At 43.6% G+C, this 26,740-nt stretch carries 21 protein-coding genes, 1 pseudogene and 1 other annotated feature; of the genes and pseudogenes, 14 read left to right on the top strand and 8 right to left on the bottom strand.

Translation table 11 applies throughout. The annotated features are described in order from the left end of the window. Positions 1–102: 102 nt before the first annotated feature. A complete protein-coding gene (locus tag V7654_RS03820; protein WP_335428621.1) occupies positions 103–2,658 on the bottom strand; it encodes a CoA-disulfide reductase in 2,556 nt (851 codons plus the stop codon). A gap of 115 nt (positions 2,659–2,773) precedes the next feature. Then, positions 2,774–2,962, bottom strand: coding sequence for a hypothetical protein (locus V7654_RS03825; RefSeq protein WP_335428622.1), 189 nt, complete (start codon positions 2,960–2,962; stop codon positions 2,774–2,776). A gap of 429 nt (positions 2,963–3,391) precedes the next feature. On the opposite strand from V7654_RS03825, the gene V7654_RS03830 reads away from it, so the two are divergent. The 7 genes from V7654_RS03830 to V7654_RS03860 all read left to right on the top strand — a co-directional run bounded on the left by V7654_RS03830 (position 3,392) and on the right by V7654_RS03860 (position 11,134). After that, entirely contained in the window at positions 3,392–4,255 is an 864-nt protein-coding gene (locus V7654_RS03830) for a YitT family protein (protein ID WP_335428623.1), read from the top strand. Between the two features lie 50 nt (positions 4,256–4,305). Next, complete coding sequence (cccB, locus tag V7654_RS03835) at positions 4,306–4,623, top strand: cytochrome c551 (protein WP_335428624.1); 318 nt, start codon at positions 4,306–4,308, stop codon at positions 4,621–4,623. 476 nt (positions 4,624–5,099) lie between these two features. Then, on the top strand, positions 5,100–5,786 hold the full coding sequence (gene ftsE, locus V7654_RS03840) for a cell division ATP-binding protein FtsE (protein WP_335428626.1): 687 nt from the start codon (positions 5,100–5,102) through the stop codon (positions 5,784–5,786). Further along, a complete protein-coding gene (gene ftsX / locus V7654_RS03845; protein WP_335428628.1) occupies positions 5,776–6,669 on the top strand; it encodes a permease-like cell division protein FtsX in 894 nt (297 codons plus the stop codon). Before ftsE ends, ftsX begins: the two co-directional genes overlap by 11 nt. Positions 6,670–6,768: 99 nt before the next feature. Beyond that, positions 6,769–8,082: a murein hydrolase activator EnvC family protein gene (locus V7654_RS03850; RefSeq protein WP_335428630.1), complete on the top strand. Its 1,314-nt coding sequence runs from the start codon at positions 6,769–6,771 to the stop codon at positions 8,080–8,082. A 203-nt stretch (positions 8,083–8,285) separates the two neighbouring features. Then, the gene (locus V7654_RS03855; protein ID WP_335428631.1) at positions 8,286–9,734 is read left to right on the top strand and encodes a S41 family peptidase; all 1,449 of its coding nucleotides are present in this window, start codon (positions 8,286–8,288) and stop codon (positions 9,732–9,734) included. A 206-nt stretch (positions 9,735–9,940) separates the two neighbouring features. Then, positions 9,941–11,134 (top strand): PDZ domain-containing protein, encoded by a 1,194-nt coding sequence (locus tag V7654_RS03860; protein WP_335428632.1) that lies wholly within the window; start codon positions 9,941–9,943, stop codon positions 11,132–11,134. 177 nt (positions 11,135–11,311) lie between these two features. Here V7654_RS03860 and V7654_RS03865 read toward each other — a convergent pair whose 3' ends face one another. The 4 genes from V7654_RS03865 to V7654_RS03880 all read right to left on the bottom strand — a co-directional run bounded on the left by V7654_RS03865 (position 11,312) and on the right by V7654_RS03880 (position 16,572). Next, a complete protein-coding gene (locus tag V7654_RS03865) occupies positions 11,312–12,433 on the bottom strand; it encodes a Ger(x)C family spore germination protein (protein WP_335428634.1) in 1,122 nt (373 codons plus the stop codon). Beyond that, positions 12,417–13,541, bottom strand: a complete 1,125-nt coding sequence (locus V7654_RS03870) for a GerAB/ArcD/ProY family transporter (protein WP_335428635.1) — start codon at positions 13,539–13,541, stop codon at positions 12,417–12,419. The genes V7654_RS03865 and V7654_RS03870 overlap by 17 nt, the downstream gene beginning before the upstream one ends. Positions 13,542–13,557: 16 nt before the next feature. Further along, the gene (locus V7654_RS03875) at positions 13,558–15,069 is read right to left on the bottom strand and encodes a spore germination protein (protein WP_335428636.1); all 1,512 of its coding nucleotides are present in this window, start codon (positions 15,067–15,069) and stop codon (positions 13,558–13,560) included. Positions 15,070–15,234: 165 nt separating this feature from the next. Next, positions 15,235–16,572: a sodium-dependent transporter gene (locus V7654_RS03880; RefSeq protein WP_335428637.1), complete on the bottom strand. Its 1,338-nt coding sequence runs from the start codon at positions 16,570–16,572 to the stop codon at positions 15,235–15,237. Between the two features lie 91 nt (positions 16,573–16,663). Next, positions 16,664–16,882 (bottom strand) — a binding site (T-box leader). 154 nt (positions 16,883–17,036) lie between these two features. Between V7654_RS03880 and V7654_RS03885 the strand changes: the two are divergent. Continuing rightward, positions 17,037–18,269, top strand: a pseudogene (locus tag V7654_RS03885) (MFS transporter). Between the two features lie 48 nt (positions 18,270–18,317). On the opposite strand, the gene V7654_RS03890 reads toward V7654_RS03885, so the two are convergent. Continuing rightward, on the bottom strand, positions 18,318–18,698 hold the full coding sequence (locus tag V7654_RS03890; RefSeq protein ID WP_335428638.1) for a hypothetical protein: 381 nt from the start codon (positions 18,696–18,698) through the stop codon (positions 18,318–18,320). A gap of 72 nt (positions 18,699–18,770) precedes the next feature. Further along, on the bottom strand, positions 18,771–19,967 hold the full coding sequence (gene chrA, locus V7654_RS03895) for a chromate efflux transporter (RefSeq protein ID WP_335428856.1): 1,197 nt from the start codon (positions 19,965–19,967) through the stop codon (positions 18,771–18,773). A 311-nt stretch (positions 19,968–20,278) separates the two neighbouring features. On the opposite strand from chrA, the gene V7654_RS03900 reads away from it, so the two are divergent. The 6 genes from V7654_RS03900 (at position 20,279) to V7654_RS03925 (ending at position 26,697) form a co-directional block, all read left to right on the top strand. Continuing rightward, on the top strand, positions 20,279–20,800 hold the full coding sequence (locus V7654_RS03900; RefSeq protein WP_335428640.1) for a hypothetical protein: 522 nt from the start codon (positions 20,279–20,281) through the stop codon (positions 20,798–20,800). A 140-nt stretch (positions 20,801–20,940) separates the two neighbouring features. Continuing rightward, the gene (locus V7654_RS03905; RefSeq protein ID WP_335428641.1) at positions 20,941–21,423 is read left to right on the top strand and encodes a hypothetical protein; all 483 of its coding nucleotides are present in this window, start codon (positions 20,941–20,943) and stop codon (positions 21,421–21,423) included. Next, positions 21,410–21,907, top strand: a complete 498-nt coding sequence (locus tag V7654_RS03910) for a hypothetical protein (protein WP_335428642.1) — start codon at positions 21,410–21,412, stop codon at positions 21,905–21,907. Before V7654_RS03905 ends, V7654_RS03910 begins: the two co-directional genes overlap by 14 nt. 68 nt (positions 21,908–21,975) lie before the next feature. After that, complete coding sequence (locus V7654_RS03915) at positions 21,976–22,815, top strand: ABC transporter permease subunit (protein ID WP_335428643.1); 840 nt, start codon at positions 21,976–21,978, stop codon at positions 22,813–22,815. 18 nt (positions 22,816–22,833) lie between these two features. Next, positions 22,834–23,778 carry an ABC transporter permease subunit gene (locus V7654_RS03920; protein WP_335428644.1) on the top strand — a complete coding sequence of 315 codons (945 nt, stop codon included), beginning with the start codon at positions 22,834–22,836 and terminating at the stop codon, positions 23,776–23,778. 450 nt (positions 23,779–24,228) lie between these two features. After that, positions 24,229–26,697: a S8 family serine peptidase gene (locus V7654_RS03925; RefSeq protein WP_335428646.1), complete on the top strand. Its 2,469-nt coding sequence runs from the start codon at positions 24,229–24,231 to the stop codon at positions 26,695–26,697. Positions 26,698–26,740 lie beyond the last annotated feature (43 nt).

A 26,740-nucleotide genomic window follows, 5' to 3' on the forward strand; every position in this document is an offset into this window, starting at 1 on the left:
GCTGCACCCACCAGAAAAACCGCCACCCAAAAGGAATAAACGGCCCCCTCCAACAAAAAAAGCGGCCCCACCCCAAAGGCAGGACAGCTTCCTTTAACGAAATTAGATAAACAAATTCAACCCAGAATCCTCAGCATCACCAAGGTAAGCAGCAACACCACCAATTTCAACTCCATCGATGAGTTCCTCTTTCTTGATACCCATGAGATCCATGCTCATACCGCAGGCTACTAGCTTGACGCCGGCATCCATAGCATTTTTCATCAAGGTTTCGAGGCTGTCGACGTTCTTGTTGGCCATGACGGTTTTGATCATCTTGGCACCCATGCCGCCCATGTTCATTTTAGATAGGGGCAGATCGTTTGCGCCTTTTGGCATCATCATACTGAACATTTTTGCCATCATGTCTTTTTCAGCTGAAGGTGCGTCGCTGCGTTTCAGGATGTTCAGTCCCCAGAAGGTGAAGAACAAGGTTACTTCTTTGCCCATTGCCGCAGCGCCGGAAGCAATAATGAACGTTGCGATTGCTTTATCCAAATCGCCGCTGAACACGACCATGGAAGCACCATTTTTAGCTGGGGCCGGAGCTGGAATTCCAGTTGGAACCTCAGAGGGTGTAGCTACAGCATTTACAGGCACCATGACATTGCCTTTCATAATCTGTGCCTTGAACTTCTTGTCTTCAAACGTATTACTCACAAGTCTGTTTCCAGTCTTGTCGCACCAAGCCTTGATGTCTTTGGCAAAACCAGGGTCTGTAGCGTGGATCTCAAGCACCTCGCCGTCCTTCATATCGCCGATGGTCTTATACACCTTCATGATCGGGCCAGGACAAGATAGGCCGCAAGCATCGAGTGTCGTTTTTACAGCAGGTACCGCATTCCCTGCAGCCACAGGAGCCTCAGCCAATCCCACACTAGCTTCTGCAGCCCCAGCAGCGATTTCCATCATCGCTTTACGTTGCGCAACACCATTATCGCTGATTGGTGTGCCGCAGTTTTCGCTAGCATCTGGCTCATATACACAAGAGTATGTTTTATAACCTCCATCCAGATTGCGTACCTTGAAGCCAGCCTGCATAAGGATACGCGTAGCAAGGTAACCGCGAAGGCCGACCTGGCAGTACACATAGATGTCTTGGCCGCGTGGGATTTCATCCAAACGCTCACGCAGTTCACCAAGCGGAATATTCACAGAGCCTTCGATCATGCCCATTTCGCGCTCAATCGGTTCGCGGACATCAATCAGGTATCCTCCTTTTGCAAGGATGTCATTGATTTCATGCCACTGTACTGTTTCCACAAGTCCTTCAGCAATATTTTTAGCTGCATAGCCAGCCATATTGACTGGGTCTTTAGCAGAAGAGTATGGCGGTGCGTATGCAAGTTCAAGATCTGGCAGGTCAAAGATTGTCATGCCGCCCTTGATGGCAGTAGCCAGCACATCGATGCGTTTGTCTGCGCCATCGTAAGATACAGCCTGCGCCCCAAAGATTTTACCTGTCTCGCGATCAAAAATTAATTTTAACGCAATCGGGAATGCGCCTGGATAGTAGCCAGCGTGAGAGCTTGGGTGTACGTGCACGACATCATAAGAGATGCCAAGGCGTTTCAATGTTTTTTCATTATTACCAGTAGCCGCAACGGTCATATCAAATACCTTAGCAATTGAAGTACCAAGAGTACCCTGGTATTTAGAGTCGATTCCGTTTATATGGTCAGCGACGATGCGCCCCTGGCGATTGGCAGGCCATGCAAGCGGAATGTGAGTCGCCTGGCCGTTGATATAGTCCTTCACTTCAATAGCATCTCCAATTGCATAAATGCTTTCATCAGCAGTCTGCAGACGCTCATTCACGCGGATTGCACCGCGCAATCCTAATTCAAGGCCCGCTTCCTTAGCCAATTTATTTTCAGGAGCAACACCAATCGCAAGGATGATTAAGTCTGTCTCGATTTGGTTGCCGCTGTTCAGGTTGATCAGCTTGCCATTTTGTTCAAAAGATTTAACACCGTCTTCAAGAACAAGGTTTACGCCTTTTTCACGAAGATGCTGATGTAAAATGGATGCCATTTCAAAGTCGATTGGCGCCATGATCTGGTCAGCCATTTCAACTAAAGTAACTTCTACACCGCGTTCCCAGAGGTTCTCAGCCATCTCAACACCGATGAAACCGCCGCCGATTACGGTTGCCTTTTTCGGCTTCTGTTCATCCACATATGCTTTGATTTTATCCGTGTCAGGAATGTTGCGAAGTGTGAACAATGCCTCAGCGTCTTTAAGGCCAGTGATAGGAGGCTTGATAGGACTCGCTCCTGGTGATAAAACAAGAACATCGTAGCTTTCTTCATATGTTTCGCCAGTTTTCAGGTTCTTGATTTCAACCATCTTGCGTTCACGGTCAATGCGAGTTACTTCACTTAAGTTGCGGATATCCATGTTGAACTTTTTAGACATACCTTCAACAGTTTGCACAAGCAACGCGTCACGTTCTTGAATGGCACCACCGATATAATATGGAAGTCCGCAGTTTGCAAAAGAAATATATTCACCGCGTTCGATCATCACGATTTCTGTTTTCTCATCTAATCTTCTTAGACGTGCTGCTGTTGTAGCTCCACCAGCAACTCCACCAACGATAACAACTTTTTTAACCATTCTGATTACCCTCTTTCGTAAAATTTATATATGCGAATTTTGCGATTTGATTTAAGTAAATGTTATTTATACACCATTTTGTAAACCACTTCTTTGCCGCTGAACATTCCTGAAATCATGCCCGCCTTTTTTCAGTCTGGCCAGATGCTGAGATACGGTTGATTTTCGGAAGCTTCATTTCCAAAAAAAGTGAGCACACATTATAAAGTCTGCGAATGATTTGCAATGGGTTGGGATTGGCGATTGATTTTAGCAAATCGAATGAATTCTCGTAAAAATCCACTTTGCTGGTAAGACTAATCATGTGATCGCCTCCTTATACGTGAAATATATCACAAACTTTCATTACGGGTAAGGGTATTTTATGAAACGTCAAAAAATGTTCATAATTTCACAAAGTCGAAGAAAAAATAAAGATTTTAAGTTGCAAATTGTAAAAGACCGGGTTGTTTCTATATTAATGACCAAAAAAATTATTAATTGGAAACAAGCGGTCTTCCTGATAACAAAAGTCTTTTACTCCTTTAACACGTTGCACTACTAGCGTTTACAGCAAATTCGACAAATGCTATACTCACTCACGGCAAAAGGTAAATTTTCCATTAGGAGGAGTTATTTTCACTCTTACTGATGAACGAATCGGAGCTTTACTGGAGTTAATCCAAAATACTTGGTAGATTTAAGTTTGGATACTGTAGTAAATCGGCGATTAATTAAAAAAGGGGATAGTAGGTTGAAAAAGAGGCGGAATCATACATCAAATCCAACTTTAGAAAAGCTGATCGAGTATTTATATGTATTAATTGGTTCAGGAATTGTCGCAATTGCCTTCAATGTTTTCCTGCTTCCAAACCGGGTAGCTTCCGGCGGGGTGAGCGGAATCAGTACCATATTGGATGCTACTATTGGCTGGGAACCTGCATATGTGCAATGGGCTTTTAATATCCCTTTGTTTATCGCAGGGGTTGTTTTACTTGGCCGTCAATATGGGTATAAAACTCTCGCAGGGACGATTTTCCTCCCATTCGTTGTATTTTTTACGAAGGAATGGGAACCGTGGACATTGGATCCCTTGCTTGGAGCGTTGTTCGGAGGAATTGGTGTTGGCTTGGGACTTGGAATTGTCTTTCGCGGCAATGCTTCAACGGGCGGTACAGACTTAGCGGCACAGATCATCCACAAGTATACGGGTCTCTCACTTGGGACATGCGTTGCGCTGATTGATGGTCTGATTGTAATATCAGCAGCTATTGTGTTTGATATTGAACGTGGGCTTTATGCGCTTATAGGTCTTTATGTGACTAGTAAAACGATTGACCTTGTACAGGTCGGAATCGGGCGATCCAAGATGGCGATGGTCATTACAAACCGTCAGGAAGAAGTTCGTGAAGCAATCTTGCATAAAATTGACCGTGGAGTGACAAAACTATCAGCATACGGCGGCTATACCGACCAGGAACGGCCAATTATCATGTGTGTCGTTGACCAAACAGAGTTCACTAAATTGAAACAATTGGTCCAATCCATTGACCCTGCTGCATTTGTCATCGTTATGGATGCTTCAGAGGTATTGGGCGAGGGTTTTAAAAGAGCTTAGTATTGGTATAAAATAGCTGTGTATGTAAAATTTTCATAGGGGGAGTTATGGTGAAGAAGAAATTATTAGCTCTATTAATGGGAACCTCCTTAGCACTAGCAGCTTGCGGTGGCGGCGGCGGCGGCGATGAAGCTGGAGGAGACAAAGCAGGTGCAGATCCAGAAAAGCTGTTTAACCAGAAATGCTCCAGCTGCCATGGCGGCAATCTTGAAGGCGGAGTAGGACCAAAGCTTAGCGACGTTGGATCACGCTTATCTCAAGATGAAATTGAAAGCACAATTGCAAACGGAAAAGGCGCTATGCCACCAAAGCTATTAGAAGGCGACGATGCAAAAGCAGTAGCAGAATGGTTAGCAAGCAAAAAGTAATAATCGCTCGAAGAAAACGTCCTGAAACCCAGGACGTTTTTATTTTGCTTGTAAAGCTTTATCACTTTAAAGTGCCGGGGGTCTGACCCCCATCGCGTTAATGCTTTAAAGTCCTGGGGGTCAGACCCCCAATGCGTTAATGTGCTAAAGCTCTGGCTTCTACAAACATTTTAGCGATACATAATTTGTCAAATTGTGGTTACTGGTTTGTAATAAAACTGAAGATTTCACTTTTTAGAAAACCCCTTTAACTCGGCAAGAACGGCGCTAACTAGCCAAATTGCTCTATAAAACTATTGTAAAAATGCTAGATTAATCTATCATTTTAGGAAGTAAATGGTTATAAAATCCTGTTTTGAAAAGAAACTGTAATAATTAAAAGGGTTTTTTTGCTATAAATAGATGCTATAATAGGTTTGTTACAAATTGTCGAGATTAGCCGATTGATAAGACTAACTATCTAAGGTGATACAGAAATGATAGATATGCAAGATGTATACAAAACATACTCAAACGGCGTAACTGCCGCTAATGGGATAAATGTTCATATAGATCCAGGTGAATTTTTATACGTAGTAGGACCGAGCGGAGCTGGGAAATCTACTTTTATAAAGATGATGTACCGGGAAATTAAGCCAACCCAGGGCACAATCACAATCAATGGTGTGAATCTTTCTAAGCTAAAGGCAAGCAAGGTTCCTTTGCTCCGACGCAATATCGGTGTTGTCTTCCAGGACTTTAAATTGCTGCAGACTCTTTCAGTCTATGAAAATGTCGCATTTGCAATGGAAGTAATAGAAGAGCAGCCTCAATATATCAAGAAGCGTGTCATGGAGACGTTGGAGCTTGTTGGGCTTAAGCATAAAGCGAGAGCGCTTCCTACTGAACTATCGGGCGGGGAGCAGCAGCGTGTTGCAATCGCACGTTCAATAGTGAACGCACCAAAAGTAGTGATTGCAGATGAGCCAACAGGAAACCTTGATCCGGAAACTTCATGGGAAATTATGAACATTTTTGAGGAAATTAATTTAAGGGGAACCACCATTGTCATGGCTACCCACAACAAAGAAATCGTCAACACAATCAAACATCGCGTCATTGCGATAGAAAACGGCAGGATTGCCCGTGACGAAATGAAAGGTGATTACGGATATGAAAGCTAGAACCTTCCGCCGCCATGTCCGTGAAAGCGTAAAGAGTCTTGGCCGTAATGGCTGGATGACGTTTGCATCCGTCAGTGCCGTAACGGTTACCTTGCTTTTGGTCGGTGTCTTTTTCGTCATTATGATGAATCTCAATAAAGTAGCATCCACCATAGAAGAGGATGTAGAAATACGCGTCCATTTGGATGTGGCAGCGAACGACAAAGATAAAGCGGTGCTGGAACAGAGAATCAAACAAGTTCCAGGAATCAAAGATATTAAGTTTTCTCCGAAGGAAAAAGAGCTTGATAATTTAATTGAGAGCATGGGTGACGAAGGAGAAGCTTATAAACTTTTTGAACAGGACAACCCTTTAAATGATGTGTTCGTCGTAAAGACGAAAAATCCAACCGATACAATGAAAGTTGCCAAGCAAATTGAAAAGCTTGAATATGTGGCCTCTGTAAAATATGGACAGGGCAAGGTAGAGCAGCTGTTCAGTTTTATAAAAATTAGCCGGAATGTCGGTCTTGTGCTGATCGTAGGACTTCTTTTTACAGCGATGTTCCTGATTTCGAACACGATTAAAATCACGATTATGGCCCGCAGGCGTGAAATTGAAATCATGAGGCTTGTAGGGGCAACGAACAACTTTATCAGATGGCCATTCTTCCTTGAAGGTTTATGGCTTGGAATTCTTGGTGCAATCGTACCGATTGCAGTCGTTTCGAGTGCTTATTACTATGCCTACGACTTCTTGAATGAGAAATTGAAAGATCATTTTATTAAACTACTTGAATTTAACCCTTTTGTTTACCAATTATCCGCGATTCTCATTATTATGGGTGCAGCAATTGGAATCTGGGGAAGTCTCATGTCCGTCCGCAAGTTTTTGAAAGTGTAATAAGAAAAAAGTTTCTGCTAAACACTTAATAACCAATAGACGATAGATAGAAAGACAAAGTTACGAAACTATCAAAAGTATGAGAGGGGTATAGTTCTAGTGAAAAAACAGATACTCTCACTAGCAGTAGTCAGTACTTTAAGCCTGGGTTCCCTAGTAAGCCCAATAACATTGGATCATGCATCGGCTGCTAATATTTCAGATTTAAAAGCACAAAGAGAGAAAGTTGAAAATCAGCGTTCTGGCGTCAATAAACAAATCGAGCAAAAGACGAACAAGATTGGTGAGATTCAAAACGAGCAAAACAATCTTGAGGCACAAGTGGAAAAATTAGATTTTGCTGTTGAAGATGCATTGAACAAAATCTCATCAAAAAATGCTGAAATTGAGGCAACAAATAAAGAAATCGAAGTGTTAAAAGGCGAGATCGTTGTTTTAGAAGACCGGATTGCAAAGCGAAATGAATTGCTCAAAGATCGCGCACGCTCCCTGCAGCTTAGCGGGGGGACTGTAAGCTATATGGACGTCCTTCTTGGAGCGCAGAGCTTCAGCGATTTTATTGACCGTGTAAGCGCAGTGACAACGATTGTACAAGCTGACAAGGATATCCTTGAACAGCATGAAAAAGACAAAAAAGAGCTTGAAACAAAGCAGCAGCAGGTGGAATCAAAGCTTGCATTGCTTCAGCGAATGAAGCAGGATCTAGTCGGGTTAAAAGATAGCCTTAATGTCAAGATCCGCGAAAAGAATAAGGTAATGGCTCAGCTTAAGCGTGAAGAAAAACAATTGCACACAGAAAACCTTAATTTAAAAGAACAAAATGAAATTTTAGCTGCGCAGGCATCAGCAATTCAGAAAGCGATTCAGCTAGAACAACAGCGCCAGGCTGCAGCAGCGGCTGAGCGTGCAAGACAAGCTGAGCTTGCTCGTCAACGGGCTGCACAGCAAAGCAAAAACAGTGGCGGTGGCGGAAGCTCTGCACCTGCAGTAGAACAGTCAGCACCACCTGTATCCAACGGAATGTTCATGTGGCCTGCTAACGGAAGGCTAACATCCGGTCTTGGAACTCGCTGGGGAGATTTCCATGCGGGTATTGACATTGCCAATAAAGCAAGCGGTGTACCTGTTGTAGCTGCTGCGGATGGTGTAGTAATCCGTTCTTATTATTCTTCAAGCTATGGAAACTGTATTTTTGTAGCTCACTCAATCAATGGTCAAGTATATACTACTGTTTACGCACATATGAGCAGCCGCAGTGCCAGCAGTGGTCAAGTAGTTAATAAAGGCCAGCAAATCGGTGTAATGGGCAACACTGGACAGTCATTTGGACAGCACTTGCACTTCGAATTACACAAGGGCGAATGGAACGCAGCTAAATCGAATGCGATTGACCCTATCCCATACTTAAATTAAAACTTAGGAAGAGACTTTGTCTCTTCCTTTTTTGTTTTCCCGGATTCCAGCGATACAAACTTGGAAATTATACCATTTCGCGCCTGAGTGCAAAAATTAATCTTTCATACCCTGTCCATCTTCGTCATATAATGGAAAGCAGATTAATAGAAAATTTTTACGGCAGAGTAGAATGTTTGCGGTAAACAGGGAGGAGCATGGCAATGGAACCAAAGTGGATTGCCTTTTTGATGGCTGGGTCACTGCTCACAGGAGCAGGTGGTACATATGCCGGAATGCAGTGGTATGAAAGCAATGCTGGTGTTTTAGATCGTCAAATTGTACCGCAGCCAAATGCCAATGTTCAGTCTAGCAATTCTGAAAGTCTTGAAAAAGTCGAACAGGCATACAGCTTGATTTTTAACAGCTATGTAGAAAAGGTCGAAGAAAAGAAGCTAGTTGAAGGTGCGATTCAAGGGATGCTGTCTACATTGGATGACCCTTATTCTGTCTATATGGATAAGGATACCGCCAAGCAATTCAATGACACTCTACAATCATCTTTCGAGGGAATCGGAGCCGAGGTCAGTACAGTGGATGGAAAGATCATGATCGTCTCTCCATTTAAGAATTCTCCTGCGGAAAAAGCAGGGCTAAAACCGAATGATCAAATTCTGAAGGTAGACGGGGAAAGCATAGAAGGATTGGATCTTTACGAAGCAACCTTGAAAATACGCGGCAAAAAGGGAACAGCAGTAGAGCTGGAAATCGAACGAAAGGGCTTGCGAGAGCCTTTAAAGGTAAAAGTTGTGCGTGATGAAATTCCACAAATTACTGTCCATGCAGACTTAAAAAAGGTGAACGGCGAAAAGGTAGGTTATTTGGAGATCACCTCTTTTTCCGAGGATACGTCTAAAGAGTTTACCAAGGAATTAAAGGCACTTGAAAATGAAGGAATGGATTCCTTGTTGATCGATGTACGCGGAAATCCAGGAGGTCTGTTATCGAGTGTGGAAGAGATCCTAAGAGAATTGATTCCAAAGGATAAACCGCTCTACCAAATAGAGGAGCGAAGCGGGGAAAAGACACGCTATTTCTCTACTTTGGAAAAAGAGAAGAACTACCCTATAGGTGTGCTCACGAATAAAGGAAGTGCTTCTGCATCTGAAATTTTAGCAGGTGCGCTTAAGGAGGCTGGAGGCTACCCAATCATTGGCGAGAAAACGTTTGGCAAGGGGACGGTCCAGCAGGCTGTACCAATGGGCGATGGCAGCAATATCAAGCTGACGCTGTTTAAATGGCTGACACCGGACGGTAACTGGATCCATAAAAAAGGGGTAGAGCCAACGGTAGAAGTCAGCCAGCCGGCTATTTTTGACACACATCCTATCCAGGTAGAAAAATCGCTGAAACTCGATACGAACAATGAGCAGGTGAAAAATGCCCAGGAAATCCTCTCTGGCATAGGCTTTGCGCCTGGCCGCACAGATGGATATTTCAGTGAGGAAACCGAAACCGCCGTTAAGGCCTTCCAGCGGAAAAATGGTATGAAGGTAACAGGTGTGATTGATGCTAAGACGGCAACAGCACTAGAAGATGCAGCAAGAGAAGAGATGAAGAAGGAAGAAAATGACATCCAGCTGCAGACCGCTTTGAGGTTGTTGGCGAGATAAGATATAAGCGTTGTACCTCGGTTTATTCGGGGGACAACGCTTTTTGTTTTTAATAGAGGATTTGAGACCGACCTTTTTTGCTGCTGATCGTAAAAGAGAAGAAAAAAATCCCATTAAGAATTCAAAACTATTAATAGGTTTTAGGTTCCAGATTTGATAGAATTAGCTTAATATCATACTAAAATTTAAAGGCTGGTGACATAGGGGTGGCACAGGATTGGTTCATTGAACTTCTAAAAGGGTCGGGTAAGCTTCTGCTTCACCCTGTGTTTTATTTATCTATATTTTTAGCTGTGTTCCTTGGCATTTCGAGAGTGAAACGGGAGCGGAAAAATTTCACTGTAAGGGCGAAGGATGCTTATTTTGAAATTAGGCAGCTGTTTCCGCTAGGGCTGCTGATTGGACTTATCATTTCTATCGTTACTGTAGCTGCTGGCATTCCGATTCCATTCGCAGCGATCCTTTTAGTAGCGGCGTTCACGCTGCTGCTTAGCCTGACAACTGAAATCAGGCTGCTGGCACCTGCTTATGCGATTGGCGCAGCTTTTTTTACCTTGATCTTTTTATCTGGTAAAAAGATAAACATTCCGCTTATAGGCGATTCATTTGCTAGCCTCGATGAGAAAATCTATCCATCAATTGCAATTGTATTAGCATTATTGACGATCGGTGAAGGTGTGCTGATTTTACGAAACGGTAAAAAGGAAACATCACCAAAGTTAATAAAGAGTAAAAGAGGTCAAACAGTTGGTGTTCATGAAGTAAAACGGTTATGGATGATCCCGGTATTTCTCCTAATTCCGGGCGATGTGCTGTCAATGCCGTTCGAATGGTGGCCGGTGTTTGCGATAGGCGATAATACATATTCGTTGCTGCTTGTACCGTTTGCGATCGGGATGCATCAGCAAATTCAGGGCATGCTGCCGGCAGAGGCGGTACATCAATTGGGCAGCCGGGTGATTGGCCTTGGAATCTTCATTACATTTGTTGCCGGAGCAGGCTATTGGTACCCGATTGCGTCAATCGCTGCTGCCGCGCTTGCGATCATTGGACGTGAAGCATTAACGTTAAGCCAGAGGATACAGGAAGACAACAGGCCGTTCTATTTTTCAAAAAAGAATCATGGTGTCATGATCCTCGGCATCATTCCACAATCACCAGCAGATAAAATGGCTCTAGGAGTAGGCGAATTAGTCACAAAGGTAAATGGGACGGCGGTTCATGATGAAAAGACCTTTTATGAAGCACTTTCGCGCAACGGAGCACATTGTAAACTAGAAGTCCTCGACACAAACGGGCAAATCCGTTTCGTACAGCGGGCATTGTATGAGGGCGATCACCACGAACTCGGTATCTTATTCGTACAGGACGAGAAGAAGTGGGACAGTGCGGTGGTATAGGAACAGCACCAAACGAACATAAATTTAATAATAAGCACAGCGGGTGACTTTAGGGTCACCCGCTGTTTTTCGCATTTCCGCTTTAAAGCACCGGGGGTCAGACCCCCAACAGTTCACCGCGTCACAGCACTGGGGGTCAGACCCCCACTCAATCACCGCGTTACTGTGTGTTATATTTTATTCAACTACCCCTGTCCTCAAAATCTCGAACTGAATATCAACGTCTACTTTGCTTTCTGTGTACATTTCATGCCATTTATCTGAGGTGAGCTTGGATTTCCGGACGCTCTTTCGGTAGACTTCTCCAAATCCGAATGGGTCGGACCCGACTTCCTGGGTTTTGGAAATCAAAGCTTCGACGTCAGTCCTTACTTTATCGCTCAGTTTTTTTTCGAGCAGCTTTAAATTCTTTGGATTCTTAATATCCAATGTCTGATTGATTTCCAGGAGTCTTGTTTTCAATTCTATGTTGAGTTCAAACTGCAGGTTTTCCTTCCTGATCAGCTTGATATCACTCTTGCTTTCGATTGTATCCATCACCACGGCTAATTTTTTGACATCTTCAACATCGTGTATGATGTTGAAGCCGTCTTTGCTGATTATTAACTCTACAGATCCGGCCTGATAGCGGTCGTTGATGAGTTTCAAATAAAAGGCTTCTGTCGGGTTTATTTTCCCAACCATCCTATCTTTATTAATCAAGGCCATTCCAGTAATTTCAATTTCACCATTCTCGGCTTTCAAAGTAGGCAGCACCGGATCAATTCCATCTGAGTAATAATCATGCATCGTCTCCTGCAAAGTTGAGGAAGGAATCGTTTCCCCCTTAATATTCTGGTCCAGCTCCTTGTACACAAGCTGGCTGACATCTGCGAACTTGTCATTTTTCTGGTTAAGCAGCTTATTGGCACTTCCTTCGACGACAGCGAGATAAGTAAGATCGCTGATTGAAGGGTCGCGGGCAAGGGTGTCTGCGAGGTTTATGAGACCAAGCTTAACGACTTCTTCGCTGAAAAGTGCTACCCGAAGCTGTCCTGATTGCAATTTCTTCGGACTTTTTAAATCCGCCTTGTTTCTGGCTCCCTTGCTGGTAGAGGCTTTGGCAGACAGAATCGCAGTATTCTGGGGCGCTTCAGGGTCGATATGGAGCAGCACCATTGTCGCTAAAATTTCTCCGTCCTCTGTAACATCATAACCAACCGTTGTAATTAACCCCATCCGTTCAAGTGTCTTAGGATCCGCGCAGGCAGATAGCAGGACAACGAGAAAAACAGCGAGTAGCTTACTTATTTTCCGCATGGACCCCATCCTTCTTCCCGAAAAATTTCTTCTTGATCAAAACGGCTCCATAAAGGAGAAAAGGATAACAAAATACAATATAGAATGCCCCTATGGCATAATAGTCGTTCATCAAGTTGATTTCCATCCTGTTCAAAGGATAGAGGAGGCTCAGATACAGAACCGCCAGCAGCAGCCAGTTGATTTTTTTCTCTTTTTTACCTAAAATCCTTGCGATTCCCCGGGAAGCTGACCAAAGATAAAACATCAGATTTGGCAGGATTAATAATACCCAAAAAGTGATGGCTACATATTCAAATCTTTCTATAAAAGGAAAGCGAACAATCTTAAAAAGGGACAGGGTACCCCAGATTGTCCTTTCCAGCTGGCCGCCGCTAAAGTAAGCCAGAGAGACAACCATTAGTCCGAGATAAAGGATAGTCGTGAATAATAACCCATATTGCATATGCTTGTGAACCTTGTCTTTTTCTTTTAAAAAAGGATAAATGACATAAATGATTTCAAAGCCGATGATGGTGAAGGTCATCTGTTTAGCGCCTTTCAAAATTTCAGTTACACTCGATTCAAAAATCGGGAATAAATAATCCCAGTTTGTGAATTGAAAAGGATAAGCAAGCAGCAGAATCAGCCACAAGGATAAAGTAACGCTAAAAAAGCTGACTCCCACAATGGTCCGGAGCCCTCCGTTCAATCCGTAGAAAACAAGGAAGACGAGAGTGAAGGAAAGCATCCAGTTGGGGAGCTCCGGGAAGATCCATGCCTGGATGACTTCGATATAATTGCGGACAATGACGTGGAAGCCGCCAAGACAGTACAGGACAAATAAAATATTCATCGAGTTCCCGAGCCATCTCCCAAACACATCATACTGAATCCCGTAAAGGTCAGCTGATGCATAAGCGGACAATGTTTTCACCATGACAAAGCCCACGATGGCTGAAGCGACTCCGCTAAGGATAACGGAAATCCAGGCGTCGTGCTTTGCTTCAAGATAAATAACCCTTTGGAAGCCTTGGATGCCAACCCCCACCTGCATGGAGTGGACAACAAAGACGAGCAGGAAGGTATTGACCATATTTTGAGGTTTTGGCTCGATAAGCACCTTCATTTAGAACACCACGACTTTATTCTTTCTTCTTGGATTTGTTAAATCTGTATTTCATGCGGTTCTGCGGCCTTGTTTGGAGGGGCCTCATATTAGTGAATTGGATGGGCAATCGGATGATGCTGTCACGCCAGTCGGCAAACCGCGGCGGATAAAAGGGAGCCAGAAATGGCGTACCCAGGCTTGATAGCCTGATGAGATGGATCAGCAGGAAGCAAAAACCGATCATCAGGCCATAAAATCCCCAGAACCCGGCTAGTAAGATCAGTGGGAAGCGGAGGACCCTGATGACATTCCCCATCATATAGTTAGGTGTTGTAAAAGAAGCCAGGGCGCTCACTGCAATGATGATGATCAGGATATTGCTCGTAAAGCCGGCATCAACAGCCGCGGTACCGACAACAATACCGCCAACGATACCCATCGTCTGGCCAACCTTTGTAGGGAGCCTTGCTCCAGCCTCCCGCAAAAGTTCAATCATCGCTTCCAGCAGCAAAGCCTCGATGATGGGAGGAAAGGGTACCTTTGATCTCGATTCTCCCAAAGGGATGAGCAATGTCTGCGGGATGATTTCATAATGAAAGGTGAGGGCAGCCACATAAATCGCTGTAAAAAAGATCGAAACAATCATTGAAAAGATGCGCAGCAGCCTTAGGAAGGTAGCAATTTGCCATCTTACACTCTCATCCTCCATGCTTTGAAAAAACTCAATAAAAGTATGCGGACAGCCAATCACCTGAACACTGCCATCCACAAGGACAATCATCTTGCCATTGAGCAGCCAGGCGCAGGCACGGTCAGGGCGCTCTGTCATCAGCATCTGAGGGAATATGCCAAAAGAATTATCTTCAATTAATTGAACAAGCGTGGAACTGTCAAGGATACTATCGACTTTGATATTTTTAATCCGTTCGCGAAGCCTGTCCACCATTTCCTCATCAGCAATTCCTCTCATATAGAGGAGCGAGACACCAGAATTCGTTTGTTTTCCGAGCGAATAGCTTTCATTACATAAGTTTGGATTCGCGAGAAACCTTCTTATAAGAGAAATATTTGTAGTAAGGCTTTCATTGAAAGCAATTTGCGGACCCAAAACCTGAGATTCATTTTCGGGGCGGGTCAATGAGCGATTTTCCTGTGTACCAATCGATGCCGACACGATACAAGGATGACCCGATAAATGGATCAGCACAGCCCCTTTAAGCATCGTTTCTACCGCGTCCTCAATATAAAAATATTTAGCAACCTTTGATACCGTAATCTTTTTAAGAATCTCATCTAGGGAAGATTCACCATGCTGAAGTCGTGCCAGGATATCCTCATTCAGCATCTTATTATCAATTAAGGTGTCTAAAAAGATAAGTGTAACCCCATTCGAGCGGTTCTTGATATTTAAATCAGCACTATTATGGAGCCGGCTTTTCATTTCCTGAATAAATCCGTCTGTATGAGCAGGGATTAATTCGCGCTTTTCGATATTTTCCTGATTCAAGCTGTTTAGAGAGTCTGCTTTCTTTTTTTTGAAAAACATCCAATCCCCCCGATGCAATCATCTAATCAACAGGTTTTGCTTTAAAGGGTAAAATTATACTGCTGCTAGTTTACTTGTTAACATGCAGGATCAGTGCGGCCCCTTTTATTTGTTCAAATAAAAAAAGAAGCTGATAATATGTCAGCTTCCTTCTAAGGCGAATCCTTATATAATCCCCAATGAATCCAGAAAAACAACAACAATCACGACTGGCACAACAAACCTCATGACATTGTACCAGAGGGTAAATAACCAGCTTCCAGTCCTGGAATTGTGCAGCAGCTCCTGGCGCAAAACTTCTTTCTTGATTTTCAGAGGGACGAAGATTGAAATTAAGAGAACTCCGAGCGGCATTAAAATATTGCTGACAAGGAAGTCGGCGGCATCGAAGATATTTTTCCCGAAAATCGTTGCCTCGGCCAATGTCCCGAAAGATAGGGCAGAAGGGATTCCTAATAGGAAGATCAACCCTCCAGCGATCCATGAATAAGCAGCCCGTTTCTTCGGGTCTCCTTTTGCAAGGGCAGCAACAACGATTTCGAGCATTGAAAATGCCGAAGTCAATGTCGCGAATAAAAACAGAGCAAGGAAGAGCATCAGGAATAGCTCACCGAAAACCAGCTTTTCAAAAACGGCAGGCAGAACGATGAATAATAGTCCAGGACCCTCGGCCGGTTCAAATCCTAACGAGAATACAGCAGGGAAAATCGCCAGTCCTGCAAGAAGCGCGATGAACAGGTTCATCCCTACAACGGAAAGGGCAGGCTGGACAATGCCTTCATTTTTTGGCAAATACGAACTATATGTGACCATCACCGAAACGCCGACGCTTAAAGAGAAGAACGCCTGGCCCATCGCAAACAGGACACTTTCTGAAGTGATGTTTGAAAAATCAGGTGCCAGGAAGAATTTAACGCCTTCCATCGCATTCTCCAGAGTCAATGCACGGACAATTAAAATCAAAAACAAGACAAATAATGCGGGCATCAGGATTTTGCTCGCTTTTTCAATTCCTGATTGCACGCCTTTGGCAACGACAACAATCGTGATGAGTAAAAACGCAGCCTGGGCCGCAAGCACAGTCCATGAACTGCTGATTGTTTTGCCGAAAAGCTCACCATAGTTAGCACCCTCCTGGACAACTCCGCCCGCTAGACCCTTAACGAAGTAAAGGGTGATCCATCCGCCAACAACACTGTAAAAGCTAAGCAAAACGAAGCAGGTGACAACACCGAGTATCCCAATCCAGTGCCATTTGCTTTTAGGAGCAATCGCTAAATAAGCACGGATCGCTTCCTTGCCAGTGCTGCGCCCGATGACGAACTCTGCAAGCAGCAGGGGCAGACCGATGAAAAGTGAAAATAAGATAAACATCAGGAAAAACGCTCCGCCGCCACTGACGCCTGTTACGTACGGCAGCTTCCAGATTGCCCCGATTCCGATTGCTGAACCGGCCGCTGCTAATATGAAACCAATCTTCGATGACCATTGTTCCTTCTCCATTTGAATCTCTCTTTTCTCTTTGTATTTTCAGCTGGGTTGATTGGGATGGAAGAGGGCAAAATAAAAAGCCACGCCCCTATCCATTAATCTGGATAGGGACGTGGCTGAACACGCGGTACCACCCTATTTGGAAGCAAACCTGCTTCCCGCTCTAGTTTAAGATAACGGCCTGAACCGTCCTTTTTGGAATCCCCAAAAAGGAAAAGCTCCAAGAACGAAATTCACCTGGCCTTTGTATCAGTTTCCACCAACCACTGATTCTCTTTATAACAGGGAGACCGGCTTACTATACTCTCTTCAACGCTTCAACTTATTAAAATATATTTCTCGAAATTATAGTATGATAATGAGTTTGTGTCAAGTTGCTATAAGAGATAATAAAAAAATACGTTTTTTAAGGAAAAGATGATATACTCATATGAGTATATTGGATTTGTGGAATTTTAAAAAGGTGGAAAATATCAATGGAAATCAAGATTGGCATAAAGGAGAACATCCTGCAATTTATTTTATTGGTTGTGACGAACCTGTTTGTTGGATCGATGGTGGGCATTGAGCGAACCGTCCTGCCTTTGCTTGGCGAAGAGCAGTTTGGCTTGGCTTCCGCCAGTGCAGCTCTGTCCTTTATTATCAGTTTTGGTTTTTCAAAGGCGATTGTAAACTATTTTGCTGGGAAAATTGCTGACCGCCTTGGAAGGAAAAAGGTACTATTGCTTGGATGGACATTCGGACTATTCGTGCCGATTTTGATTATTTTTGCTCATGCCTGGTGGGTCATAATTGCTGCTAATATATTACTTGGTATAAACCAGGGACTTGCCTGGTCAATGACCGGCAATATGAAAATCGATCTTTCAAAAGCAGATCAAAGGGGAACTGCAGTCGGGCTGAATGAATTTTCAGGCTATTCTGGGGTTGCCCTTATGGCGGCAATATCAGGTTTTATTGCCTCTTCTTATTCACTGAGACCAGAACCGTTTTATTTAGGGATAGGCATTGTTATCATCTGAATAGTATTATCACTTGCCGTTAAAGACACGAGTGAACACTTAAGACTCCAGATTAAAAAATCAGCTGCGAATCATAACGGAGCCCAGCAATCGGCAAAAGAAGTTTTTGCGCTGACAACATGGAAGAACAGGAGTCTTTCAAGCATCAGCTTTGCTGGACTTGCAACCAATCTAAAAGATGGAACGGCGTGGGGGCTCTTCCCGCTGTTTTTTACCGTTCAAGGGCTAAGTGTTGGACAAATCGGAACAATCGTCACCGTTTATCCTGCAGCCTGGGGACTGTTTCAATTATTTACTGGAGTTTTAAGTGACAGGGTTGGCCGGAAGCTGCTCATCACATATGGGATGTGGACACAGGCGGCTGCAATCTGGATCATCTTGTTCGTTAACCAATTTGGGTTATGGATCATGGGACCTATCCTGCTTGGTCTTGGAACAGCCATGGTTTATCCGACCCTGCAGGCGGCCATAAGCGATGTTGCTCCCCCGGAATGGCGCGCATCATCTATGGGAGTCTACCGATTCTGGCGGGAAAGCGGCTATGCTTTTGGCGCCTTGTTTGCTGGTATTATAGCGGATTTGCTTGGTGTAAGCTGGGCGATTGGGTTAGTGGCATTGCTGCCCTTCCTCGCAGGAGTAAATTCATTTTTCCGTTTGAAAGAAACTCTTGTAAAAAAAGCGAATTAACAAAATAAAACCTTGGCTGCCTTTTTATAGCCAAGGTTTTGTTTGTTTTTATAGAAAATAATGAATGAAAGAGCCTGCGGTTAAGAAAAAAATTCCTGCAGAACCAAGGGTGTAGATGAGAAGCTTCCTGGCTTCAGTTTTTCTCGAGTAAACATATTGCTTATAAGTCAGTTCCCCACTAGCAAATTTTAGTCCAAACTTATTAGGCTCTATTTTATACTGCTTGCCGAAGTTATCTACTAAAATTACATTCTTGATTAATGGCAGATGCTCTCCGGGATTCAGCTGGGCATCAAGAGGTATCTCCGAATCAAAGTCCACATATTTTCCAACCAACTCAAGACGCACTATTTTATATAAAGAGCTGTTATGAATCTTTTCGGTAAATCTATATGCCTGCTGCTCGATGGCATTGCTCGTAAAGCACAAGTTTCTTCACCTCTTTATATTACTATGCAAGATTAGAGGGTTTGCACAACTGAAAAACCTATCTAAGCCATTCTAAAATATAATCGACAATAGAAGTCCGCCAACAGCCCCAGTCACTACAATGATCCAAGGCGGCAGCTTCCAATATACCAACATGCTGAACAGGATTGCTGCGAATACAAAGTCAATCGGCGCGAGAATAGAGCTTGTCCAGATTGGCTGATAAAACGCTGCAATCAAAATTCCCACTACAGCTGCATTCACACCTATCAGAGCCCGGCTGATGTTGCTATTTCGGCGCAAAGCGTCCCAGAATGGCAATGTACCAAGGATCAGCAGGAAAGCAGGGAGGAAAATTGCGACAGTCGCCAGCAATCCGCCCTGCCAGCCATTGATAACAGCCCCGATATACGCGGCAAATGTAAACAGTGGTCCTGGGACTGCCTGTGCAGCTCCGTATCCTGCTAAAAATGCTTCCTCGCTAAGCCAGCCTGTTGGAACGAATTCGCGTTCAAGCAGTGGAAGGACGACATGCCCTCCGCCAAAAACGAGCGAACCGGATCTGTAAAAGCTATCGAACATCGCAATCCAGTTCAGTGATGTAGCTTTCCTTAGGACAGGAAGGAGGATGAGCAATGCGAAAAATAGACCGAGTGACACAAATCCAACGCCTTTGGAGATGGAAAAATGCATTCTTGAGTTATCCTCAGCAATATGTGATTTGAACATAAAATATCCTAGAATTCCAGATATGATAATCACGCCTACTTGTGTGAAGGCCGTTTGCCATAGCAAAGTTGCGGCTAAAGCAAATAATGCAATGGTTTTTCTCGGCAGATCAGGAGTCAGCTTTTGCGCCATCCCTAATACTGCATGCGCGACAACGGCGACAGCCACGATTTTCAGGCCATGAATCCAGCCCGCATCAGCAATATCAAACCCCTGGACGATAAGCGCGAATACAATAAGAGCCAATACCGAAGGAAGGGTAAAGCCGAGGAATGCCAGCAGACCGCCTAGCAGACCTCCGCGCATTAACCCTACACCGATGCCGACCTGGCTGCTCGCAGGACCGGGGAGGAACTGGCATAATGCTACCAAATCCGCATAACTTTTTTCGTCCATCCATTTTCTGCGGCGGACATATTCTTCATGGAAATAGCCTAAATGGGCAACCGGACCGCCGAATGAGGTCAGCCCTAATCTGGTTGATACCAGTAGGATCTCCAGGAGTGTTGATTCACTCCTTTTTTCTGAAGTTTGAGCAATTTTCACTTTTTTATCTCCTCTTGGTAAAAGTATTTTGAATCGTACATTCTCTTTGGGAATTTTTCTTTCTTTAATGGAAAATCAATAACGAATTTCGATATCATTTTAACCTAACTTATTAAAAAAATTGAAGTAATACCCTCAATAACATTTTGAGTTATAAGGAAAGATTCAATTGCTGTTTGTTACTGCTTACAGAGATTTTTAGTAAATGGTTAAATGCTTACATTAGATGTTAAATACGCAAGGCCTTATGCTTTTTTATTTAGTGGGAATTATATGTGCATACATTTAATCTGGATGGTGTAACGATGACACAGAAGTTTTTTTCAAGAATTATTAAAATCGGCGGAACAGCATTGATCACAATCTTTTCCATAATGTTCGTTCTCGGGTTCATAACTGGAGAAACGGACTTGATGAGTGAACTTTACAAGAAAATGGGCACAATGGCAGAAATCGCAGCGATTGCGGCTTTTGCGCTATGGGTGATCAGGCTTGCGTTTATCGAACTCAAGAAACGGAAATTCACGTATGTAAAATGGATCCAGCTTGGATTCAAGCTGCTGAAAGAGCATCACATGATCATCGGCTGGGTTGCGTTTTCTGCGGCATTAGCCCACGGGTCCTACTTTTTCCTCCAGACCTCTGAAGAAGCGGAGAGTATTTACAGCGGACTCGCCACCCTAATCGGATTTGCCATTCTTGTCTCTTTTGGCCTTATTCTAAATAAATGGGGCAAGGGGAAAAAGTATTTAAGGTTTAAAAAGATCCATCAGGCAATCGCGGTTGTATTCGGTATAGCATTAGGGATCCATCTGCTGTTTGGTTAAGTTGTTTTAAAGTAATGGTTCTTTTGCGCATACAGTTACGGTCTGTATGCTTTTTTCTTTTCATGACATGGCATAGTTTGCCACCAAGTTGGACACCTATAAGTGGTAAGGCATTAAATTCAACTAAAAAGGATGTCAATATGGCTCTTGCGATTTATATATCATTAACAATCCTGCTGCTGCATTTCGCATATTACATCAGGAAACCGCTGAACTTTCTGCAAAACTCCCTCATCTTCATGGTGACTGCGATTATTACGCGTCAATGTCTGACAATCATGTCGATGGAATGGAAGTTATATAAACTGACGGAAGATGACTGGCTGTTCGTTTGTTTGTTATTGTGCCGCGATATTTTGACGCCGATGGTTACCGTTATTTTCTGCAATTTTTATTTGCGCCGTGATTTCTGGTTCTCTAAATTGGCCACATTTGTTATCTGTCTGGCCACCTTGCTGGGATTGAACTACATGGCAGTCCGTTTTGGAATCATTACCTACACTCGCTGGAACTTTGGATTTATGGCATTGCTGAACACTCTTTTTTTGCTGACTGCTCTAGGTCTCGTGAAATTGATTTCATATATTCAGATGTGGGAGAACCGCCAAAATGAAAGTATATGACCATGGATTTAATGAAAACGAATGGTTTGTGATTGCCAGCATTCTTGTCATGAATCTGGCAATTTGGCTTGCTCCCAGGATGTTTTCAAAATTAGAAGCAATCGGTTATTATATCTTTGGCATCTATATCGGCTTGTTTTACGACCATACAATCAGTATCAAGCCATGGGACTTTTATGATGTAAATGATTCTTCATCTTATCAGTTCATCGATTTCCTGAGCTATATCATGTACGGTCCTTATGGGTATTTCTTTCTTTATTTTTATGTAAAATGGAACATCAGGGGCCAAAAAACAATTCCATATATTCTGGTTTGGTCTTCATTTTCGGTATTTATGGAATGGATTGGAGTCAAGGTTGGTCTTTTCCACTATGATAAGGGCTACAGAATGTACTGGTCATTTCCGATTTATCTGTTATCCCAAACCCTGATGATCTTTTTTTACCATCTCGTTGTCCGAAATAAAAGCACTGAGGCTTAAATTGTTGGAAAATATATGAAAGTTCAAATATAATTTAATGACTAAGTTCTTCTTGAGAGGTTCAGAATATGGTTAAACAGGGTACGTTGCGTTTCGCGCAGATGGTTGTGCAATACATAATCGGGGTTTTTATTTTTATCTCCATTGGCAGTTTGCCCATTCTATTGAAAGACCTGGAACTTGATGTTGCTGGTTATATTACCAGCATCAAGGAGCTCGTGGTTAAAATCTTCAAATTAAGCAGTCTGACTTATGATGGGGAGCATGAAATGCTGCCGGCGATTATTGACCGGTATTTTTTCTCTTTAAAAACACTTAGCCTTTCCTTCGTTTTTGCTGTCATCCTTGCATTTATCCTTTCCTACATCATCGTTCTCTTTCTGAAAAATAAAAAAGACTATATTTTAAGTTTTATAGAAATCATCCGCACTATACCGGATATTGTTGGGATTTTCCTGCTGCAATCGTTATTCATCTGGATTAATAAGGCCTATGGAGTGAAACTCGTACAAACCGTATCGCTCGGGTCCGAAAACCAGGCATTCCTGCTGCCGCTTTTATCCTTGAGCCTGCCGATTTTCTTGTTTCTCATCCAGGTCATTGTGCTGAAGATTTTTGAGGAATTGGATAAGCAGTATATCGCTTTTGCAAAAGCAAAGGGACTATCATTTCTTTACTTGCTCAACATTCATGTCATCCGCAACATTCAGCATGATTTGCTCGGACACCTTAAAACAATTATCTGGATGATGCTCTCCACACTTGTCATTGTGGAGTATATTTTCAATATGGATGGCTTGATGATGTTCAATATCAAACACATTTCGATTGAGCTATTTGTGTTCAGTTGTATATTATTTTTTACACCGTTTTTCATGATTTACAGATTAATAGCTTTACGCCGGTAGATTGGGAAGGTAAATACAATGGCCACATTATTAAAAACGAAGAAGTTTATATTCGGGGCGTCATTTTTGGTGATCTTATTGACGCTAAGCATATTGAATACGATTTTGAATGACGGGAAAATCCGGCAAAAGCAATTTTTTTATGATGAAAACGGCAATTTGGAAAAAGCTCCGCCCTTTAAGCCGTTCGATGTCTTTCCGCTTGGCTCGGATATGTATGGGTATGATATTCTCCACACGGTGATTGAAGGAGCGAAATTCTCGATTGGCATTACGTTGATCGTCGCGCTTTTCAGGCTGCTGTTTTCGGTTTTCTTCAGTTATATGCTTTTTCGGATACCTGACCGAAGTTTCAAATGGGTAAAAAGATTGTCAGAGCCGCTATCGTTTTTTCCGCAGACGCTCTTTGCTTATTTTTTGCTGAGGACGGTTGTTCTGTATACGGCTGAAGGATTTCATCATCCGTTTTGGGTGAGGGCTGTGTATGAATTCATTATTTTAATCATGGTAGCCTTGCCTGCGCTTACTGTCCAACTGGCCGAACAAAAGCGCAGAGTATGGAACGAAGAGTTTGTCGAAGCGGCCATCACTCTTGGCGGCAGCAAGCGGCATATCTATTTTAAGCATATATTGCCTCATCTCTATGAGGAGTGGATTTTGATTTTTGGCCAGCAGTTCTTGCAGGTGCTGACCCTGCTCGTCCACCTTGGGGTGCTGAAGGTGCTGTTTGGCGGAACCGTTCTCGGATTCGGTTTTGGCGGAGGCGATCCCCCATCATCTGTAACACATGAATGGTCCGGCCTGATTGGTTTAAACACTCGATTCCTGCTGACCAACGAATGGATTATCTACGTGCCAATTCTGTTTTTCACTCTTACAGCGCTTAGTGTAGCGATGATCAATAAAGCATTGAGCGATTGGTTCAGCCAGAAGGACATGGTGAGGAAGAACAGAGGGATATAGGATCGTAAAAAATATTGCACTAACGCATTAAAGCAGTGGGGGTCAGACCCCCGGCGGTTTAACGTGTTAAAGGGTCCTTTTTAGGGCTTTTTTTTATGCTCTCGATACCTGTTGTTACTACTTTGTTAGTAATGAGAAGAAGTGAGGAGATTAATATTTTTTAACTCTCTTGCAAAATGGTTTCAATGTAAAAATTGTGGGAATATTAAGAAAAATAACTGAGGAGTTGAACTGTGCATGAAGTAGAAAGCCGCCATTTTTTCTTTTATTTTTATAACCCCTCAGGTGGTCCTGCTGAAGCAGCACCACCCATCTGCAACCTTAGTAAGACACAATAATAGACATTCCGGAATCCAAATTTACACCACTTGAAGATTGGTTTTACCATGGGGTTAAACGATTACAAATTCAAGAATTTTAAAATTTTATATTAGGTGAGAGGAGATCCACATGAAACGTTTCGTCTATTTGTTATTTGCCCTGTTGCTCATCTTTCCTTCCTTCATGGTACAGCAGGGAAAGGCTGAAGCCACTGCCAGCAGTACGGCGGTAGTTGACCCGCTGATTGAAAAAGCTTTCAGCACAGCTAGCTCCCTTGAGGTCATTGTCACTTTTAAAGGTGATGGTGCGCCAAGCAGTACACAATTGTCGCTGTTAAAGACGCTAGGTATCGAGACAGGGCTAAGCATGAAGTCCTTGCCGATTGCCGGAGTGGTCGCAACAAAGGACCAGATTGAAAAGCTCGCAGACAATCCAGAGGTTCAATCGATTTACCTTAACAAGAAGCTTTCCTACTTCAATGCCGACGCAACTGCCATTACTGGTGTCGATAAAGCAAGAACTGACGACAGCTTCCGCAAGGCAAACGGCGGCCTTCCTGTTACGGGGAAAGGAATCGGAGTTGTTGTAAATGACAGCGGTGTCGACGGTACACATAAGGACCATGAGTTTGGAAAAAATCTTGTTCAGAACGTTTTAGGATCCACCAATCTGAATGCCCTTGCGCCAGGCTTGCTCCCAATCACTTATCAGGAAAACGTTCCAAATACGGATACGAATTCCGGTCATGGTACACATGTTGCGGGAACGGTTGGAGGTACAGGTGCGATGTCAGGTGGCAAATATGAAGGTGCAGCCCCTGGGGCGGATCTAATCGGCTACGGATCAGGAGCGGCATTGTTCGTCCTTGATGGTATCGGCGGCTTCGATTATGCAATCACTCACCAGCAGCAGTACAATATTCGGGTCATCACCAATTCATGGGGTTCTTCAGGCGATTTCGATCCGAATGACCCAATCAATATCGCGAGTAAAAAAGCATATGATCGCGGGATCACGGTTCTTTTTGCAGCTGGCAATGAAGGTCCTGGAGAAAACACACACAATCCATATGCAAAAGCGCCATGGGTCATCTCAGTAGCAGCGGGTGTCAAGGACGGCAGGCTGGCTGATTTCTCTTCAAGAGGAACGAAAGGGGTAGGCGGTACTTTTACCTTGGATGGCCAGGAATGGACCTGGAAGGATGAGCCTACTGTTACTGCCCCAGGTGTTGATATTGTATCAACTCGCGTCATTGGGCCGGTATCAAGCCTAGCAGCCCAACAAGATATCGAGACGATCGAAACAGCGTACCTCCCTTACTACACAACAATGAGCGGAACATCGATGGCCACTCCGCATGTTGCAGGAATCGTCGCACTTATGCTTGAAGCAAATCCTCTGCTTTCACCTGCAGAAGTGAAGCAGATTCTCGAACAGACAGCTACAAATATGCCAGGCTATGAAACTTGGGAAGTGGGTTCAGGCTACGTCAATGCATATGCTGCGATTGACAAAGTCTTCAACAACACAGCTTATGGTAAAACAGTAAACGCAACACAAACCTTTTATAGCAATGTAAAATCGACAACGGAACGCAAGGATTTTTCAGTGGACTATAACCCATTAACATTTGTTTCTGACAATCAGTATGAATTTGCGGTAGAAGAAGGCATGTCCAGCCTAGTGGCAAAAATAGATGGCGCGGGTGTAATGGAACAAACAGGCAATCCGATTAACCTGGTCCTTATCGCACCAGATGGCACAGAGTACAGCTCGGGAGTCAGCCTGCTATTCCCACTCTACTATGATCGCACTGTTTCAGTTACTTCACCGGCACCGGGAGCTTGGAAAGCAGAAATCAGAGGGCTTCGCGGAGCAGACGCTAACCCGATCGGTGTAGGCCTTCCGGAAACAGTACAGGGAGATCTTGCCTTCACAAAGGTCACCGGTTTTACAGGCCTGAATGATATCACGAACCACGCAGCAGCTGATGCAATTAAAATTGGCGTAAGTGAACGATTATTCGACGGCTATTCAAATGGCGCTTTTAAGCCGGATGCACTTTTAACAAGAGCAGAACTGGCAAAATATTTAGTCATGGGAGCTGAAATCAAGCAATCCCTTCCGAAGGTCCCGAGCTTCACAGACATCCTGAGTGAAGACCTTCCATTTGTTGAAGCTGCAACGGCAAAAGGAGCATCATTCCGTGACACGCAGCATATCCAGCAGGGGGTCATTGTACCAAAAGCAGCCGGCAAGTTTGCCCCTAAAGATGGCGTTACTCGCGCAGAGTTGGCTTATTCCTTAGTTCAGGCTCTAGGCATGCAAAAAGAAGCCCAGGAATTTGATGGGCAGCTAACCGTCCAGTATAACGATGAAAGAATCGCGATTGCCGATGCAACCGAAGTACCGGCTCATCTCAAAGGCTATGTCCAGCTCGCGTTAGACCTGAACATTCTTAATGCAAAATTTGCCGTAACACAAGGACCATATGATCTAAAGCCGAAGGTGACAGCAACCTTCAGCCCATCTGTAATAAATACACGCGGAGACTTTGCAGTAGCGATGACTCGATACTATAATACGTTTCTAAAATAAGGTAAAATTAGAACAGGCCCCAGGGTCTGTTCTTTTACATATA

The sequence above is a fragment of the Bacillus sp. JJ1609 genome (assembly GCF_036967045.1).
GTDB lineage: Bacteria > Bacillota > Bacilli > Bacillales > Cytobacillaceae > Mesobacillus.